This is a genomic window from Sporosarcina sp. So3-204, assembly GCF_058068165.1.
In genome coordinates this window covers 2894131-2909816 of the sequence record NZ_CM176485.1, presented here as the reverse complement: position 1 = coordinate 2909816, position 15686 = coordinate 2894131, and the positions used below count along the sequence as shown (strand labels likewise).

The 15686-nt window shown below is 38.0% G+C and carries 17 protein-coding genes; 13 read left to right on the top strand and 4 right to left on the bottom strand.

The genetic code is table 11. The features are described from left to right. Positions 1-16 precede the first annotated feature (16 nt). From AC3RV6_RS14350 to AC3RV6_RS14340, 3 genes are read right to left on the bottom strand one after another with little or no spacing between them, the layout of a single operon-like run. Complete coding sequence (locus AC3RV6_RS14350) at positions 17-724, bottom strand: ABC transporter ATP-binding protein (RefSeq protein WP_489746677.1); 708 nt, start codon at positions 722-724, stop codon at positions 17-19. Further along, entirely contained in the window at positions 721-2373 is a 1653-nt protein-coding gene (locus AC3RV6_RS14345; protein ID WP_489746676.1) for an ABC transporter permease, read from the bottom strand. Before AC3RV6_RS14345 ends, AC3RV6_RS14350 begins: the two co-directional genes overlap by 4 nt. A gap of 3 nt (positions 2374-2376) precedes the next feature. Continuing rightward, positions 2377-3507, bottom strand: a complete 1131-nt coding sequence (locus tag AC3RV6_RS14340) for a Fe(3+) ABC transporter substrate-binding protein (protein WP_489746675.1) — start codon at positions 3505-3507, stop codon at positions 2377-2379. Positions 3508-3878: 371 nt separating this feature from the next. On the opposite strand from AC3RV6_RS14340, the gene AC3RV6_RS14335 reads away from it, so the two are divergent. Further along, on the top strand, positions 3879-4400 hold the full coding sequence (locus tag AC3RV6_RS14335; protein WP_489749273.1) for an acyl-CoA thioesterase: 522 nt from the start codon (positions 3879-3881) through the stop codon (positions 4398-4400). A gap of 94 nt (positions 4401-4494) precedes the next feature. On the opposite strand, the gene AC3RV6_RS14330 is transcribed toward AC3RV6_RS14335, so the two are convergent. Continuing rightward, positions 4495-4812 carry a YflT domain-containing protein gene (locus tag AC3RV6_RS14330; protein WP_489746674.1) on the bottom strand — a complete coding sequence of 106 codons (318 nt, stop codon included), beginning with the start codon at positions 4810-4812 and terminating at the stop codon, positions 4495-4497. 280 nt (positions 4813-5092) lie between these two features. On the opposite strand from AC3RV6_RS14330, the gene AC3RV6_RS14325 reads away from it, so the two are divergent. From AC3RV6_RS14325 to AC3RV6_RS14270, 12 genes are all read left to right on the top strand, one after another. Further along, complete coding sequence (locus AC3RV6_RS14325) at positions 5093-5350, top strand: GlsB/YeaQ/YmgE family stress response membrane protein (protein WP_489749272.1); 258 nt, start codon at positions 5093-5095, stop codon at positions 5348-5350. A 246-nt stretch (positions 5351-5596) separates the two neighbouring features. After that, on the top strand, positions 5597-6175 hold the full coding sequence (locus AC3RV6_RS14320; protein WP_489746673.1) for a LemA family protein: 579 nt from the start codon (positions 5597-5599) through the stop codon (positions 6173-6175). After that, positions 6172-6960 carry a TPM domain-containing protein gene (locus AC3RV6_RS14315; protein WP_489746672.1) on the top strand — a complete coding sequence of 263 codons (789 nt, stop codon included), beginning with the start codon at positions 6172-6174 and terminating at the stop codon, positions 6958-6960. The genes AC3RV6_RS14320 and AC3RV6_RS14315 overlap by 4 nt, the downstream gene beginning before the upstream one ends. A gap of 95 nt (positions 6961-7055) precedes the next feature. After that, positions 7056-7298, top strand: coding sequence for a glutaredoxin family protein (locus tag AC3RV6_RS14310; protein WP_489746671.1), 243 nt, complete (start codon positions 7056-7058; stop codon positions 7296-7298). 133 nt (positions 7299-7431) lie between these two features. Further along, complete coding sequence (locus AC3RV6_RS14305) at positions 7432-8460, top strand: sugar-binding transcriptional regulator (protein ID WP_489746670.1); 1029 nt, start codon at positions 7432-7434, stop codon at positions 8458-8460. An 87-nt stretch (positions 8461-8547) separates the two neighbouring features. After that, the gene (gene gap, locus AC3RV6_RS14300; RefSeq protein WP_489746669.1) at positions 8548-9555 is read left to right on the top strand and encodes a type I glyceraldehyde-3-phosphate dehydrogenase; all 1008 of its coding nucleotides are present in this window, start codon (positions 8548-8550) and stop codon (positions 9553-9555) included. Positions 9556-9685: 130 nt separating this feature from the next. Continuing rightward, positions 9686-10870, top strand: coding sequence for a phosphoglycerate kinase (locus tag AC3RV6_RS14295; RefSeq protein WP_489746668.1), 1185 nt, complete (start codon positions 9686-9688; stop codon positions 10868-10870). 15 nt (positions 10871-10885) lie between these two features. Next, positions 10886-11644, top strand: coding sequence for a triose-phosphate isomerase (gene tpiA, locus AC3RV6_RS14290; protein WP_489746667.1), 759 nt, complete (start codon positions 10886-10888; stop codon positions 11642-11644). Continuing rightward, the gene (gene gpmI, locus AC3RV6_RS14285; protein ID WP_489746666.1) at positions 11637-13163 is read left to right on the top strand and encodes a 2,3-bisphosphoglycerate-independent phosphoglycerate mutase; all 1527 of its coding nucleotides are present in this window, start codon (positions 11637-11639) and stop codon (positions 13161-13163) included. Before tpiA ends, gpmI begins: the two co-directional genes overlap by 8 nt. Positions 13164-13178: 15 nt before the next feature. After that, positions 13179-14474 carry a phosphopyruvate hydratase gene (gene eno / locus AC3RV6_RS14280; protein WP_489746665.1) on the top strand — a complete coding sequence of 432 codons (1296 nt, stop codon included), beginning with the start codon at positions 13179-13181 and terminating at the stop codon, positions 14472-14474. A 146-nt stretch (positions 14475-14620) separates the two neighbouring features. Beyond that, the gene (gene secG, locus AC3RV6_RS14275) at positions 14621-14848 is read left to right on the top strand and encodes a preprotein translocase subunit SecG (RefSeq protein ID WP_489746664.1); all 228 of its coding nucleotides are present in this window, start codon (positions 14621-14623) and stop codon (positions 14846-14848) included. 71 nt (positions 14849-14919) lie between these two features. Continuing rightward, positions 14920-15666 carry an alpha/beta hydrolase gene (locus AC3RV6_RS14270; protein ID WP_489746663.1) on the top strand — a complete coding sequence of 249 codons (747 nt, stop codon included), beginning with the start codon at positions 14920-14922 and terminating at the stop codon, positions 15664-15666. Positions 15667-15686: the final 20 nt, after the last annotated feature.

The following is a 15686-nucleotide window of genomic DNA, read 5'->3' as shown; positions in this document are numbered from 1 at the left end:
AAACAGATGTACTTAATCAAGAAGTTGTTGGCACCATTTCGTGATTTGTTTTTAAATTATTACCTTTTTTTTCCTTTTTCATTTCATTCGAAGTCCTATAAACACGGTCGCAGATTGCATCAATATCTGCTTGGTCATGTGAAACGAAAAGGCATGTCATTTCTGCTTTTTCTAATATCTCTCTCAGTTCAAGCCGTATTGTCGTTTTTAAGTCTGTGTCAAGATTACTAAATGGTTCGTCTAGCAACAGGATAGATGGGCGTGCAGCTAGCGCACGTGCTAGGGCAACACGTTGTTGCTGACCTCCAGAGAGTTCATGCGGGTATCGATTTTTATAATCACTTAATTGGACGAGTTCTAACATTTCATCTAACCGACTTTGACGTTCCTTGCGTGATAATTTGTGTAAGCCGAAGCTTATATTACCTGCAACTGTCAAATGTGGGAAAAGAGCATAGTCTTGAAAGACCATACCTATACCTCTTTTTTCAGGCTCAATATACGTCTTATTATTAACAATTACGCGTCCATCAATAATAATATTTCCTTCTTTTGGTTCCTCAAGTCCAGCAATTAATCGTAGTAAAGTGCTTTTCCCACTGCCACTTGCGCCGATTATACCGACGATTTCACCTTTTTCAACAGTCATTGAAAATTTTTCAACAATTGGACGTTGTAATTTTGCGAATTGGAAAGTTAAGTCTTCAATTAATACGAACATCATTTCACCTTCTCTTCGAATTTCAAAATAATGAAAACGGAAAGTATGCTTAAAATAATTAGGATTAAAGATGGTAATGCCGCTTCATAAATTCGTTCATCAATGGCATACTGATAGGTCCTTGTAGCTAAAGTATCGAAATTAAACGGTCTTAATAATAAAGTTAAGGGTAATTCTTTCATGATTTCTAAAAATGCAAGTACAAATCCAATCAAAATGACATTTCTAAGCAATGGTAATTCAATCTTAAAAAATGTCTGAGTGGCACTTTTTCCTAGTAATTGCGATGCTTCACGGTATGTCCGAGGAATTTTTTCGAATCCTGCATCCACAGCATTAAAACTAGGTGCGATAAAACGAATTACATACCCCGTTATTAGCATCCCGAGCGATAAGCTTAATACCATTCCACTCATTTCTACTCCGAAATACGTTTCTTTCAGTGATAGTAGAATTTCATCGGCTTTAATAAAAATAGCGAGCACACCAATGGCGATTACTGCACCTGGAACTGCATATCCTGCTGTCATCATTCTTGCAAGTATACTTGAAAAAGTTGAAGGAAATACATTAATCGTTCTTGCTGCTAATAAAGTGATGATGATAATAATCATAGAAGCGAAAAATGCACCTGTTAAACTATTTATCAATAACTGAATGAATTCAGGACGCCAGACAGATTTATAAGTCATAAGTGTCCAAACAATAATTTGTAGTAAAGGAATTATAAAAGCAATTAATAGAAGGAATGAGCATGAAAGAAATGCATAAATGCCTTTACTTCTATTTAATTTTTTAAGTTTTAATTGTCTATTTTGAGATGTTGTAATGTGGTATTTTCGTCGTTTACGTAAAAATCGTTCCATTACAAATAATCCGATTAGAATAATGATTAGCCATGAAGCTAAGCGCATTGCTGAGGAAATATCATATAGTCCGAACCAAGTCTGGAAAATTGCCGTAGAAATGGTTTGAACACCGAAAAAACTGGACACCCCATAATCACTTAATACTTCAAATACGACTAACATCCCACCAGCAATAATAGCTGGCCGCGCAATAGGGAGGGCTACTTTAATAAATAATTTGAAGCCAGTGACGCCTAATAACTTTGCGTTCTCTATATAGGAAGCACTTTGTTTTTCAAGAAAACCGAGCGTGATCATGTATACATAAGGAAATAAAAACAGCGTCAGTATAAAAATCGCACCTTTAGTAGACATAACTTCAATTGTACCAGGAACAAATTTATAGTCGAATGTATTGCGAAAATAGGATTGTATAAATCCGGTATAACTTGTCATTGTGCTATAAGTATATGCTGCGATATACGGTGGTACTGCCAGAGGAAGTACAAGTGCCCATCTGAAAACTTTACGCATTGGAAAGTCATATGCCGCAATTAGCCAAGCAAAAACGACCCCTATCGTAGTAGCCAAAATCCCTACAACGAAAACGAGTTGTAGGGAGCCGATGACATAATCTGTGAGTAAATATTCTTTCACATGTGCCCAGTTTTCACTTTCAGGCCTAACTAATTCCAGTATTACATAACCAGTCGGTAACAGTACAAGTGCTGCTACAATTAGCGTTAGAATGTACCAAACACTCATTCTTCGTCCGGATTTACGGAAGACTGAGATTTTTTTCATTGATTATTTCCAGCCGACTTCGTTCATTATTTTAACGGCAGTTGGATTGTGTATACCGTATTCTGCGAAATCTATTTTTTGTGTTTCAAATGTACCCCAGCTAGCCAGCACCTCTGGTAGTGCTGCATCTTTGTTGACGGGGAATTCAAAGTTTTCTTGTGAAATCAATTCTTGTGCAGGTACTGCTGTTAAAAATTCAATTAGCTTTATTGCATTTTCTTTGTTTTTGCTATCTTTAATTAAGCCAGCACCACTAATGTTTACATGAGTACCAGTCGTTTCTTGGTTAGGGAAAAATACACCGATTTGCTCGAACACTTTAACTTCTTCAGCTTCTTCTGAAACTGATAGTCTTCCGACATAATAACTATTCATAATGGCTACATCACCGACTCCAGCAACAACAGCTTTCGCTTGGTCGCGATCTCCACCTTCTGGGGCACGTGCCAAGTTGTTAGTAATACCAGCAGCCCATTCCTTAGCTTTCTCTTCACCATTTATTGAAACTAATGAAGCCAGTAAAGATTGGTTATATAAGCTATCTGATGAACGAACTAGTAATTTGCCTTTCCATTTATCTGTTGCAAGATCCTCATACGTTGATAGTTCACTAGGATCTACACGGTCTTTTGCATAAGCGATTACACGTGCTCTTGTTGAAAGACCAATCCAGTTACTATCTGTATCACGTAGATCACTAGGAACTTGATCATCTATAATAGCCGATTCAACAGGTTGAAGTAATCCTTCTTCTTTCGCAGAATTCAAGATGCCGCCATCAACTGTGACAAATAAATCTGCTGTCGTGTTAGCACCTTCGCGTTTTAGTCGTTCAATTAATTCAGGAGCTTTAGCTTCTATTACATTAACTTGTATACCAGTTTCTTTTTTAAACTGAGCATATAATTCTGCATCTACATCATAGTGACGCGCAGTATAAACATTTACTTCGCCACCTGTTTCTTCTTCTTTAACTTCAGGCTCTTCTACTTCCGCACTAGGTTCTGATTCATTTTCAGTTGCTACTGGTGATTCTTTCTCAGCAGGCTCTTCCTTCGCTCCGCATCCAACTAAAAGGAATGCTGAAAGTAGAAACAGTGACGCTAGTAGAAATGAATTCTTAAATTTAATCATTATGCATATCTCTCCTCATTCTACATTTTATGTATAAAGATGATTACTATTTTAAATTACTTTGTGAAAAAATAGACTTCCTATCAATTTAATTCAATTGATACTGAGAATCATTTTCAACACTAGTTCCATTCCAAATTATATCAAGTTAATTAGAAATATCAAGTAAAAAAACAACTATTCTGAAATAGTAAAAGTTGAATTTGAACTTTAATATATAAATTTATATTGACATAGAAACGAAAAAGGCATAATATTGCTTTGTTATTGGCTAAATATCATTTTAAACATCAATTTTAAGCCATCATTAGTACTATATTTCACGAAAAAAAACCGTTTAGGGAAACTAAGGGAGCATTTAATAAGTGAGTATTAAAGCCAAATTTTGTCGAGAATCAAGAGTTGTTAGAACGAGTCGCGTATTCCCTAATGATGTAAACAATCGAAATACTCTCTTTGGTGGACGCTTAATGAGTGACATTGATCAGATTGCATCTATTTCAGCTGCGCGTCATAGTCGGGGTGAGTGTGTAACAGCTTCCATGGATTCAGTGGATTTCTTGCACCCAATCCGTCCCACAGATTCAGTTTGTTTCGAGTCGTATGTAACGTGGACAGGTACTTCCTCTATGGAAATTTTCGTGAAGATTATTGCGGAAGATTTATCTACTGGAGATTGTAAAATCGCTGCAACGTCACTTTTGACTTTTGTAGCACTTGATAAAAATAATAAACCGATTCAAGTACCTGAAGCGGTGCCGGAAACAAATGAAGAAAAAAGGCTTCATGAAACTGCACCACAACGTGCAGAAATTAGGAAAATGAGAAAAATGCAAAGTAAAGATCTAGCTACATTCTTAACAAGTAATTATCCGTGGAATCATACCTCATAATTCAATACATTATAAAACCCAAGACTAGTAAAAAGTCTTGGGTTTTAATTTTTCCATTATGGAGTTGCTTACGTCTGTTCATTCTGCAAAGTCGTTAATTCGTAATAATAACTAGTTTTCCTGTATCTAACACTGCTTCGGCATCTTCTGCTTCTTCCGCTGATAAACCAGCTGCTTCCATTTTATTACGCAATTCATCACCGCGTGAAGAGAAAATGTTTTTCATACTATCAAAAAATCCTTGTTCTGCCATACCGACATCATTCGTATGCAAAGCATCTGTTATATCCGAATCCCTTTGTTTTGAGTGTGCAAAAATATAAATCTCATCTCGTGAAATACCTCTCGCTTCTAACATTTCTACATGCTCTTTTGCTTGTACGACATTTTCTACTGCTGTATAGTTTGACATTTAAAATCTCTCCCTTTAATTGATTTTTGCTTACTTGTTAGTCTATTACCTATTTTAGGAGCGTTAAACTTGAGTAATCGAATTGTAACAATATTAAAGGGATTGAAATATTGAAGAACAATTGTATTGATTCGCATATAGCAAAGTGTGTGGTGTGGAGAAAATCCGCGCCTTTTTATGTTGAGAACAAGGGCATATTTAGAGGTGACGGCACGTATTAATTTATTAACAAATAAATTACTGATCACCTACGTAAAAAACTATTGAAAGGGAGGTGTTCATCTTGATTCTAATTTGGAACTTGATCGTTGGTGGTATTGTTGGGTGGTTCGCGGGGATTATCTTAGGAAAGGAATTACCGGGTGGAGTTATTGGTAACGTTATTGCAGGAATTATTGGGGCGTGGATTGGCAGTCAATTGATAGGTCAATGGGGTCCTAAGTTTTCTGATTTCTATATTGTTCCAGCAATTATCGGTGCAATTATTTTTATTTTAATTGTTAGTTTCATTATGAAATCAACACGTAGAAGATTTTAGTGAAAAAGATATATAGTTAAAACGGCAATCAATAACTGAGATGAAATTAAGGTGAATAAGCGAAATGTTATTAAATAGTACTAGTAGGAATGAAATATCTGTATCGCTTTTAAATCAAGCGGTGTAGATATTTTTTTGTGTAACATTGAAACTTTTTAATGTGTCAGGCGTATACATAATATGTACTACGTTTTTATTTATTGAAATAAGGGAAAGATATTAATATAAATTTAAGGAGTGATTTGTTTGAAAAAAATACTTGGACCAATAGCTGCAATTGTCATCATATTAGTCGTTCTCGGTCTAATACTAGTACCGAGTTACAATAAGTTCGTAACAGGTGAAGAAAATGTAGATCAATCCTATTCACAAATTGAGACGCAGTTACAAAGAAGATTAGATGTAATACCTAACCTTGTTAATACGGTTAAGGGTTTTGCAAAGCATGAAGAGAAGGTACTGGGTGATATTTCTGACGCACGCACTAGACTAGCAGGTGCAAGTGGTCCACAGGAACAATCTGCTGCAAATGGTGAATTAGAAAGCGCTATAGGGAGACTACTGGTTGTTGTTGAAAATTATCCTGATTTAAAAGCGAACCAAAACTTCGCGCAATTAATGGATGAGTTAGCGGGTACTGAAAATCGAATTGCTGTTGCGAGAAAAGACTATAATGAAGAAGTTTCTTCATTTAATAAACAAGTAAAACGTTTTCCAGGAAAACTTGTTGCTTCCATTTTCGGATTTGACGAAAAGGAATATTTTAAAGCGGATGCAGCCGCGAGTGAGGTACCTAATGTAGATTTTGGAGATGACAAGGAATGATTAGAAAGGCCGCAAGCGTTGTAATCGCTTTATGCTTAATCGTGTTAACATCTTTTACAACTATTGCATTTGCAGACGGTGTTCCAATTGTTCAGGATACTGCAAATATATTAACAGCTGAACAAAAAGCTGAAATTGAACAATTAGGAGAACGTTTATATAATGCAACTTCTTCGGAGCTTGCCGTGTTAACCATTCCGAGTATCGGGGATGCACCAGTTGAAGAATACGCTGTTGAGAAGTTGCGGGAATTTAAATTGGGAACTAAGGAAGAAGATAATGGTGCTTTGCTTGTTGTGACGACTGAGAAGAATTCGAGTGGCAAAAGACATTTTTATTTGTCTGTAGGCTACGGACTTGAAGGTGCACTTCCTGATGGTAAAATTGGTCGTATTATGGATGAAGTCGCAGTACCTTTTTTACAGGATGAGCAACCAGATTCAGCAATTATAGAGGCATATAAATCCTATTATAATGCAATCGCTGCGGAATATGGTTTAGAAGGTGATGAGTTGCCTGTGAATACTGTTTACGGTGCTTACGAAGAGTCCGATGAAGGGTTTCCTTTTATCTTCGTCATTATCTTCGCAATTATCATCATTAGCTTTATGTCCAGAAAAGGCGGCGGTGGTAAAGGCGGAGGTCCCGGTGGACGTAATAGTGGTGGTCCAATCTTTTTCCCCGGCTCTTTCGGAGGAGGAAGTGGTGGAAGTTCAGGCGGTGGATTTGGCGGCTTTGGCGGCGGAGGATCCGGTGGTGGTGGCGGAGCTGGTCGAAGCTGGTAATAACTGAAGCTAATGAAAAGGATGGTACGCAGTGTATGTTGTGCATTTCATCCTTTTCTCATTTATAATCTAGTAGAGATTAAGAATATGTAGAAGTGGATGTGTTTGCTTTGCATGTAAATTTTTACACGAAACCTGGTTGCACTCTTTGCGAGGATGCCAAACGAATGATGAAATTAGCACAGGAAGATTTTCCATTTACTTGGACAGAAATTGATATCCGTTCTGATGATGAGATCCATGAAGAGTATTTACTGATGATACCTGTTATTGAAAAGAATGGAACTGTGTTATTATACGGCAATATAGGTTATGTTGATGTCGTTGGTTTATTCTGAAAATATAAAGTATTGCTTGATATTTATATAAATTACATCTATAATAACAGTAAGTTCTATTTTTTTGTTGTTAGTGGGACGTTCTTTGTTTCGATGGGACGTTAAATGTCCTTTCTGGTTAGGAGTGAAATCTTTGGAACATTTATTAGCAGCACAAAACAAACTTGTGCCTGAAATGCTTGATTTATTACAAGATAGGTACAGGATGCTAAAGTACGTCAAAATGGTAGGTCCAATTGGTAGGCGTACATTGGGTGAAATGGCTGGTTTATCTGAACGTGAAACGAGAACATTGATTGATTTATTACGATCACAAAAATTACTCAATATTGATAGGAGTGGTGCTTCTATTACAACTGAAGGTATTGATGTACTTGAAACGCTTGAATCGACAATGGAAAAATGGTCAGGACGTACAACGATTGCGAAAAGACTTGCAAAAATTCTTGGCATTCAATTAGTCAAAATAGTTGCAGGTAACTCTGATGCAAATGCTGCTGCGAAATCCTTACTTGGTTTAGAAGCGGCTAACGAATTTATATCAACTGTAGGTGAAGGGAAAACAGTCGCTGTAACAGGTGGAAGTACTGTTGCCTCCATTCCGCAATACATTGAAAACTTTAATACCGAGAAAGACTTGCGGTTTATTGCAGCAAGAGGTGGTGTTGGAGAGGATATTGGTTTGCAGGCAAATGTAATTGCTGCTTCATTTGCGGACGTTTGTGGTGGAACGTATAAAACGTTCTACTATCCAGAAGCTTTAAGTAAAGAAGCGCATCTTGCATTTAAAAAAGAACCTTCTGTAATAGAAATGAACCAACTTTATGATGAAGTAGACTGTGTAATACATGGTATTGGAAATGCTGAAAAAATGGCATCACTTAGGGGTTCTTCTGAGGAAGAGCAGCAGTCACTAAAAAGTTTGAATGCAAAAGGTGAGGCGTTTGGGTATTACTTCGACTTTACGGGCAAGGTAGTACATCGCATCAGAACAATTGGCATCCAGACGGAACAATTAAAGCGAGTCCCTTTCATTATCTCTGTAGCAGGTGGCAAGAGTAAAGCAGAGGCGATTTTGTCCTATATGGCAACAGCGCCAAAGCAAACGATTCTTGTGACAGATGAGGGTGCAGCGAATGAAATATTGAAAATTAAGGCATAACTATTGATATGTGTTTATTTACGACAATCATTTTAAAAGTGGTTTGCGTAATGCTTAATATAAAAAACAATAACTGGAGGAATTATAATGACTATAAAATTAGCGATTAATGGATTTGGACGTATTGGACGCGTAGTATTTCGTGAGGCAATGAAATCAAAAGAAATTGAAGTAGTAGCGGTAAATGATTTAACAGATGCAGCAATGCTTGCTCACTTACTTAAGTACGATTCTGTACATGGTGTTTTAGACGCGGATGTTAGCGCTGAAGGTGAATATATTGTAGTTAATGATAAAAAGGTTAAAGTTTATGCCGAGAAAGATCCATCAGCACTTCCATGGGGAGAACTTGGAATTGATATCGTAATCGAATCAACAGGTATTTTCCGTGACCAAGAAGGCTTGAGCAAACATTTGCAAGCCGGTGCTAAGAAAGTAATTTTATCATCACCTGCAAAAGGAGATATTACAACACTTGTAATGGGTGTGAATCATGAGAGCTATAATCCTGAAACGGATGATATCGTCTCTAACGCTTCTTGTACAACAAATTGTCTAGCACCTGTTGTTAAAGTGCTTAATGATAAGTTCGGCATACAGCGTGGGCTAATGACAACAATACATTCTTATACAAACGATCAGCGTATTTTGGACTTGCCGCATGAGGATTACAGACGTGCACGCGCTGCTGCAGAATCAATGATTCCGACAACAACTGGTGCTGCTTCAGCAGTAACTAAAGTTATTCCTGAACTAAAAGGAAAACTTGACGGCATGGCGGTTCGTGTGCCAACGCCTAACGTTTCTCTTGTAGACTTCGTAGCTGAACTTAAGCAAAATGTAACAGTTGAAGAAGTGAATAATGCTTTCAAAGAAGCTGCTGATAATGAATTAAAAGGATTCCTCGTATATAACGAGATTCCACTTGTATCTAGTGACTATAATGGCAATACTTCTTCATCAACAGTCGACGGTTTATCTACGATGGTACTTGAAGATAATATGATTAAAGTTATTGCTTGGTATGATAATGAAACAGCCTATTCTGCAAGATGTATTGATTTAGCACTTTATATGCAAGAAAAAGGACTGTAAGTATAGCCAACACTACCACGAACCCTTATAATGGTAGTGGGTAAAGGAGCGGGGTTTCCCGTTCCTTATTTTTATATATAAATGAAAAACTTGAAGGTTTATTTAAATAATCAGGAGGTGGACATTCTTCATGGTATCGAAAAAAACGATGAAGGATTTACAGTTTGAAGGGAAACGTGTATTTTGTCGAGTAGATTTTAATGTGCCAATGGAAGACGGGCTGATAACAGATGACACAAGAGTTCGTGCAGCAATTCCGACGATTAATTATTTAACAGAACAAGGTGCAAAGGTTATTCTTGCAAGCCATCTTGGACGTCCTAAAGGCGAAGTGAATGAAGACATGCGACTAACAAGTGCTGGTGAAAAACTTGCACAGTTAATTGGTAAACCTGTAAAGAAACTTGATGATTCAATTGGTGAAGGCGTTGTTGAGGCCATTTCAACTATGGAAAACGGGGATATCATACTTCTTGAAAATGTTAGATTCCATGCTGGAGAAGAGAAAAATGATTCGGAACTGGCTAAACAGTTTGCTGACCTTGCAGATATATTTGTAAATGATGCATTTGGTGCGGCTCATCGGGCTCATGCCACAACCGCAGGCATTGCAGAATATATTCCAGCTGTTTCTGGACTGCTACTTGAAAAAGAGTTGGATGTTCTTGGGAAAGCACTTACAAATCCAGAAAGACCATTTACTGCAATTATCGGTGGAGCTAAAGTTGCTGATAAAATTGGCGTAATAGACCATTTATTAGATAAAGTAGATAATTTATTAATTGGTGGCGGACTTTCTTATACATTTTCAAAAGCGCAAGGACATGAAACAGGTAAATCACTTGTAGAAGAAGATAAAGTGGAACTTGCGAAGTCTTTCATTCAAAAAGCGATTGATAAAGGCGTGAAATTATATTTACCGATTGACGCAGTTGTAGCGGAAAAGTTTGCGGTAGATTCAAAAATAGATACAGTGCCAATTAATTCAATACCTGGTGATTGGATGGGTCTTGATATTGGACCTGAAACCGCAGCGCTCTATGCGAAGGTTATTTCACAGTCTAAACTCATCATTTGGAATGGTCCAATGGGCGTGTTTGAAATGGAACCGTTTGCAAATGGAACGAAAACTGTTGCCCAAGCAATGGCCGAAACAGAAGCTTATACAGTAATCGGTGGTGGTGATTCTGCTGCTGCTGTCGAAAAATTCAATGTTGCGAATCAAATGGACCATATTTCTACTGGTGGAGGCGCATCCCTTGAATTTATGGAAGGGAAAGAATTGCCAGGCGTAAATGCGTTAACTAATAAATAAAAGGGTGTGGATATTATGCGTAAACGTATAATTGCAGGGAATTGGAAAATGTATAAATCATTAGAAGAAGTACGTGATTTTGCAGAAGAAATCAAAGGGAAAGTATCGACATCTGAACTTGTAGAAGCGGTAATTTGTCCACCTGCACCTTATTTGTTAGAACTTGTTCAACTTACAGAAGGTTCAGTAGGCATTGGCGCTCAAACAATGCATCATAAAAATGAAGGTGCCTTTACTGGGGAAATGAGTCCCACGATGTTAAATAGTATAGGTGTTAAATATGTCATTTTAGGCCATTCAGAACGTCGTCAGTATTTCGGTGAAACGGATAGCGGTGTTAATCAAAAAGTGCATGCTGCATTTGACGCAGATTTGACACCTATTATTTGTGTAGGTGAAACACTTGAAGAACGTGAAAATGGATTAACAGTTGAAAAAGTAGCTGACCAAGTTAAAAAAGCGCTTGAAACAGTTAGTGATGATAATACAGCAAAAACTGTCATTGCTTATGAACCGATTTGGGCAATTGGAACGGGGAAAACGGCTACTGCTGACGATGCTAATGTAGTTTGCGGTGCTATACGTTCAACAATTGAAGAAGTTTACGGCAAAGAAATTGCACAAGCTGTCCGTATCCAGTACGGGGGCAGTGTGAACCCTGGCAATATTTTAGAGCTACTTGCAACGGAACATATCGACGGGGCACTTGTCGGAGGCGCTAGCTTACAATCGGACTCATTTTTGCAATTAATAGAAGCTGCTGCAAATGAGTAATGGACCGATAGCGCTAATTATATTGGATGGATTTGGACTACGAGAAGAGCGGTTGGGAAACGCAGTCGCTCAAGCATATAAACCAAACTATGATCGACTTTGGAATACGTATCCACATACGACACTTACAGCATGCGGGGAAGCAGTTGGACTACCAGATGGACAAATGGGTAACTCTGAAGTTGGCCATTTGAATATTGGTGCGGGTCGTATTGTTTATCAAAGTTTAACTCGAATTAATAAATCAATTCGAGAAGCAGACTTTTTCGAAAATGAAGCCCTTTTAAGAACAATTGAGCATGTGAAGGAAAATAACTCGGCTTTACACTTAATGGGTCTTCTATCGGACGGTGGTGTACATAGTCATTATGAGCATTTGTTTGCGCTACTTCAACTAGCTAAATTAAACGGCATTGAGAAGGTGTATGTTCATGTTTTTTTAGATGGACGAGATGTCAATCCGCAGTCTGCGCTTAATTATCTTGAACAAACTGAAGAAAAGATGGCGGAGATTGGTGTAGGTAAAATTGCAACAGTGTCTGGACGCTATTATGCGATGGATAGAGATAAACGTTGGGATCGAGTTGAAAAGGCTTATCGTGCAATCGTAGACGGCGTTGCACGGACAGCTGTTACACCAACTGCAGGTGTTCTTGCGGCATATGAACGCGAAGTTCATGATGAGTTTATCGAACCGTTTATTATTGAAGAGTTGGGAAAACCAGTTGCTACGATTAATGACGACGATGCGGTAATAAGTTTTAATTTCAGGCCTGATCGTTCAATTCAATTATCTCGCGCTTTTACAGATTTTGCTTTTAAGGACTTTGAGACAAGTGAGAAATCATTTAAAAATTTAAAGTTTACGACTTTTACTCATTATAGTGACGATGTTATTGCGGATGTCGTGTTTAGTGGTGATAACTTAGAGGATACGCTAGGTGAAGTCATTTCAAAAAATTGTTTGAGACAATTGCGCATTGCGGAGACAGAAAAGTTCCCTCATGTTACATTCTTTATGAGTGGTGGTAAGGAGGCTAAATTTGAAGGAGAGGAACGCATTTTAATCGCTTCTCCAAAGGTAGCAACCTATGATTTAAAGCCAGAGATGAGTGCTTATGAAGTGACCGAAGCATTAGTAGACGCTATCCATGCAGAACTTTTTGATGCAATCATCCTTAACTTTGCAAATCCGGATATGGTAGGTCATAGTGGACTACTGGGGCCGACGATGAAAGCAATTGAAACAGTGGATGAATGCCTCGGGAAAATTATTTCTGCAATACATGAAAAAAACGGATTTGCGATAATTACTGCTGATCATGGCAATGCGGATGAAGTTATGACCCTTGAAGGGACACCAATGACAGCACATACGACAAATCCTGTGCCTGTAATTATTACGAAAGAGGGTGTTGAGTTACGCGAAGGCGGTATTCTTGCTGACTTAGCACCAACAATGCTTACCTTACTTGAATTAGAACAACCTGCTAAGATGACAGGAACTTCATTACTATAAAAGGGGAGATATAACATGCCAATTATTACACACATACAAGCAAGAGAAGTACTAGATTCACGAGGAAATCCAACAGTCGAAGTAGAAATATTAACGGAAAGCGGCGCATTTGGTCGTGCTATCGTTCCTTCAGGCGCATCAACGGGTGAATACGAAGCGGTTGAACTACGTGACGGCGATGCTAGTCGTTACAATGGAAAAGGTGTATTAAAAGCAATTGAAAACGTTAATGGTATTATTGCTGATGAACTAGAAGAAGGATTTTCAGTTATGGACCAAGTTGGTATAGACAAAGCACTTATTGAGCTAGACGGAACGCCGAATAAAGCTAATCTAGGAGCGAACGCGATTCTTGGTGTTTCAATCGCCGCTGCACATGCGGCTGCAGACTACTTAGAATTACCACTTTATAAATACCTAGGCGGCATCAATGCGAAGCAATTGCCAGTACCTATGATGAATATTCTAAACGGCGGCGAACATGCGGATAACAACGTAGACATTCAAGAATTTATGATTATGCCAGTTGGTGCTTCTTCTTTCCGTGAAGGACTTCGCATGGGAGCAGAAATATTCCATACGTTGAAGAGCGTGCTACAAGAAAAAGGCTTGAATACTGCTGTTGGTGACGAAGGCGGATTTGCACCGAACTTAGCTTCGAGTGAAGAAGCACTTGAAACAATTATTGCTGCAATTAAAAAAGCTGGCTATGTACCAGGGGAAGAAGTTCTTCTCGCATTAGACGTTGCATCTTCCGAATTTTATGATGTAGAAAAAGGTGTATATAATTTAGTAGGAGAAGGCGTAGTAAGAACAACTGCTGAAATGGTTGATTGGTACGAAGAGCTTTGCAATAAGTATCCAATTATTTCAATCGAAGATGCATTTGATCAAAACGATTGGGATGGACATAAAGCACTTACAGAAAGAATTGGTGACCGTATTCAACTCGTAGGTGATGACTTGTTTGTAACGAATACCGAAATTTTGGCACGTGGAATTGCAGAAGGTGTTAGTAATTCAATTCTAATTAAAGTTAACCAAATTGGTACACTGACGGAGACGTTTGATGCAATCGAGATGGCTAAACGTGCAGGTTACACTGCAATCATTTCGCATCGATCAGGTGAATCAGAAGATACAACGATTGCAGATATCGCTGTTGCGACAAACGCTGGTCAAATTAAAACAGGTGCACCTTCACGCACAGACCGTGTTGCGAAATACAATCAGCTATTACGTATTGAAGATCAGCTTGAGGAAACAGCAGATTACGCTGGTATGAAAACATTTTATAATTTGAATAAGTAAAACCAAGCTTATAATTACAATGTTTTATATATTAATACGAATATACTATTAACTATCAATTCCTGATGAAGAATAAGGGTTGTAACAATAGCGTATTTTTGGTAATATAGTACTGATGTGAAGTTTGTATCAGGAGGTGGAACAAAATGCACGCTTTGTTTATGACACTGCTCTTAATAGTAGCAATATCATTGATTTTAGTCGTTCTATTACAATCTGGATCAAGTGCAGGTCTTTCAGGTGCAATTTCTGGTGGAGCTGAACAGCTTTTTGGGAAACAGAAAGCACGTGGGCTAGATTTAGTTCTTCAACGGGTAACGATTGTCCTTGCAGTTTTGTTTTTTGTATTGTCAATCGCTGTTATGAAATTGTAATTTAAATAGACTATAATCGCCCGACCTATCGTTATCGTATGGTCGGGCGTTTTTTTTCGGAGGTTTTTAATATGAAGATTAATCAACCTAAACCATTTTTTATACAAACTGGAAAACGTGCAGTATTGCTTCTCCATGGATTCACTGGAACTTCTGCAGACGTACGGATGCTTGGACGTTTCCTGGAAATGAAGGGATATACATCTCTTGCGCCTCATTATAAAGGGCATGGTGTACCTCCAGAAGAACTTATTCTGACAGGACCCGAAGATTGGTGGGAAGACGTCGTTGCTGGGTATAATCAGTTAAAAGAAGCTGGTTACGATGAAATCGCCATCGCTGGTTTATCACTTGGTGGTGTATTTTCACTTAAAATAGGGTATAACATGCCAGTAAAGGGTATTGTGACGATGTGTGCACCGATGTCGATGAAAACGACTGACTTAATGTATCAAGGTGTACTCGAATACGCGAAAGAATATAAGCGTTATGAAGGAAAAGATAAGGCTCTTATTGAACAAGAAGTAGAGGCATTAAAAGAACATTCTATGCCTTCATTAAGTGAACTACGTGAACTGGTTTATGATGTGCGTGATCATGTGGACTACATATATGCACCACTTTTTGTAACGCAGGCTTCATTAGATAGAATAATTGATCCTGAATCGGCTAACGTAATTTATGACCTTGCTCAATCAGACAAAAAACAAATTAAATGGTACGAACAATCAGGTCATGTCATCACACTTGGGCCTGAAAAGAAACAATTACATGAAGATATTTATGGGTTTCTAGAATCGCTTGATTGGAGCGTGTGAAATTGATGAAAATAGGTCAT

Excerpts from the sequence above, each read along its gene's own strand:
- AC3RV6_RS14350 (WP_489746677.1), bottom strand. The coding sequence starts at position 724 with ATGATGTTCGTATTAATTGAAGACTTAACTTTCCAATTCGCAAAATTA.
- AC3RV6_RS14345 (WP_489746676.1), bottom strand. The coding sequence starts at position 2,373 with ATGAAAAAAATCTCAGTCTTCCGTAAATCCGGACGAAGAATGAGTGTT.
- AC3RV6_RS14340 (WP_489746675.1), bottom strand. The coding sequence starts at position 3,507 with ATGATTAAATTTAAGAATTCATTTCTACTAGCGTCACTGTTTCTACTT.
- AC3RV6_RS14330 (WP_489746674.1), bottom strand. The coding sequence starts at position 4,812 with ATGTCAAACTATACAGCAGTAGAAAATGTCGTACAAGCAAAAGAGCAT.
- AC3RV6_RS14315 (WP_489746672.1), top strand. The coding sequence starts at position 6,172 with ATGATTAGAAAGGCCGCAAGCGTTGTAATCGCTTTATGCTTAATCGTG.
- gap (WP_489746669.1), top strand. The coding sequence starts at position 8,548 with ATGACTATAAAATTAGCGATTAATGGATTTGGACGTATTGGACGCGTA.
- AC3RV6_RS14295 (WP_489746668.1), top strand. The coding sequence starts at position 9,686 with ATGGTATCGAAAAAAACGATGAAGGATTTACAGTTTGAAGGGAAACGT.
- tpiA (WP_489746667.1), top strand. The coding sequence starts at position 10,886 with ATGCGTAAACGTATAATTGCAGGGAATTGGAAAATGTATAAATCATTA.
- gpmI (WP_489746666.1), top strand. The coding sequence starts at position 11,637 with ATGAGTAATGGACCGATAGCGCTAATTATATTGGATGGATTTGGACTA.
- eno (WP_489746665.1), top strand. The coding sequence starts at position 13,179 with ATGCCAATTATTACACACATACAAGCAAGAGAAGTACTAGATTCACGA.
- secG (WP_489746664.1), top strand. The coding sequence starts at position 14,621 with ATGCACGCTTTGTTTATGACACTGCTCTTAATAGTAGCAATATCATTG.
- AC3RV6_RS14270 (WP_489746663.1), top strand. The coding sequence starts at position 14,920 with ATGAAGATTAATCAACCTAAACCATTTTTTATACAAACTGGAAAACGT.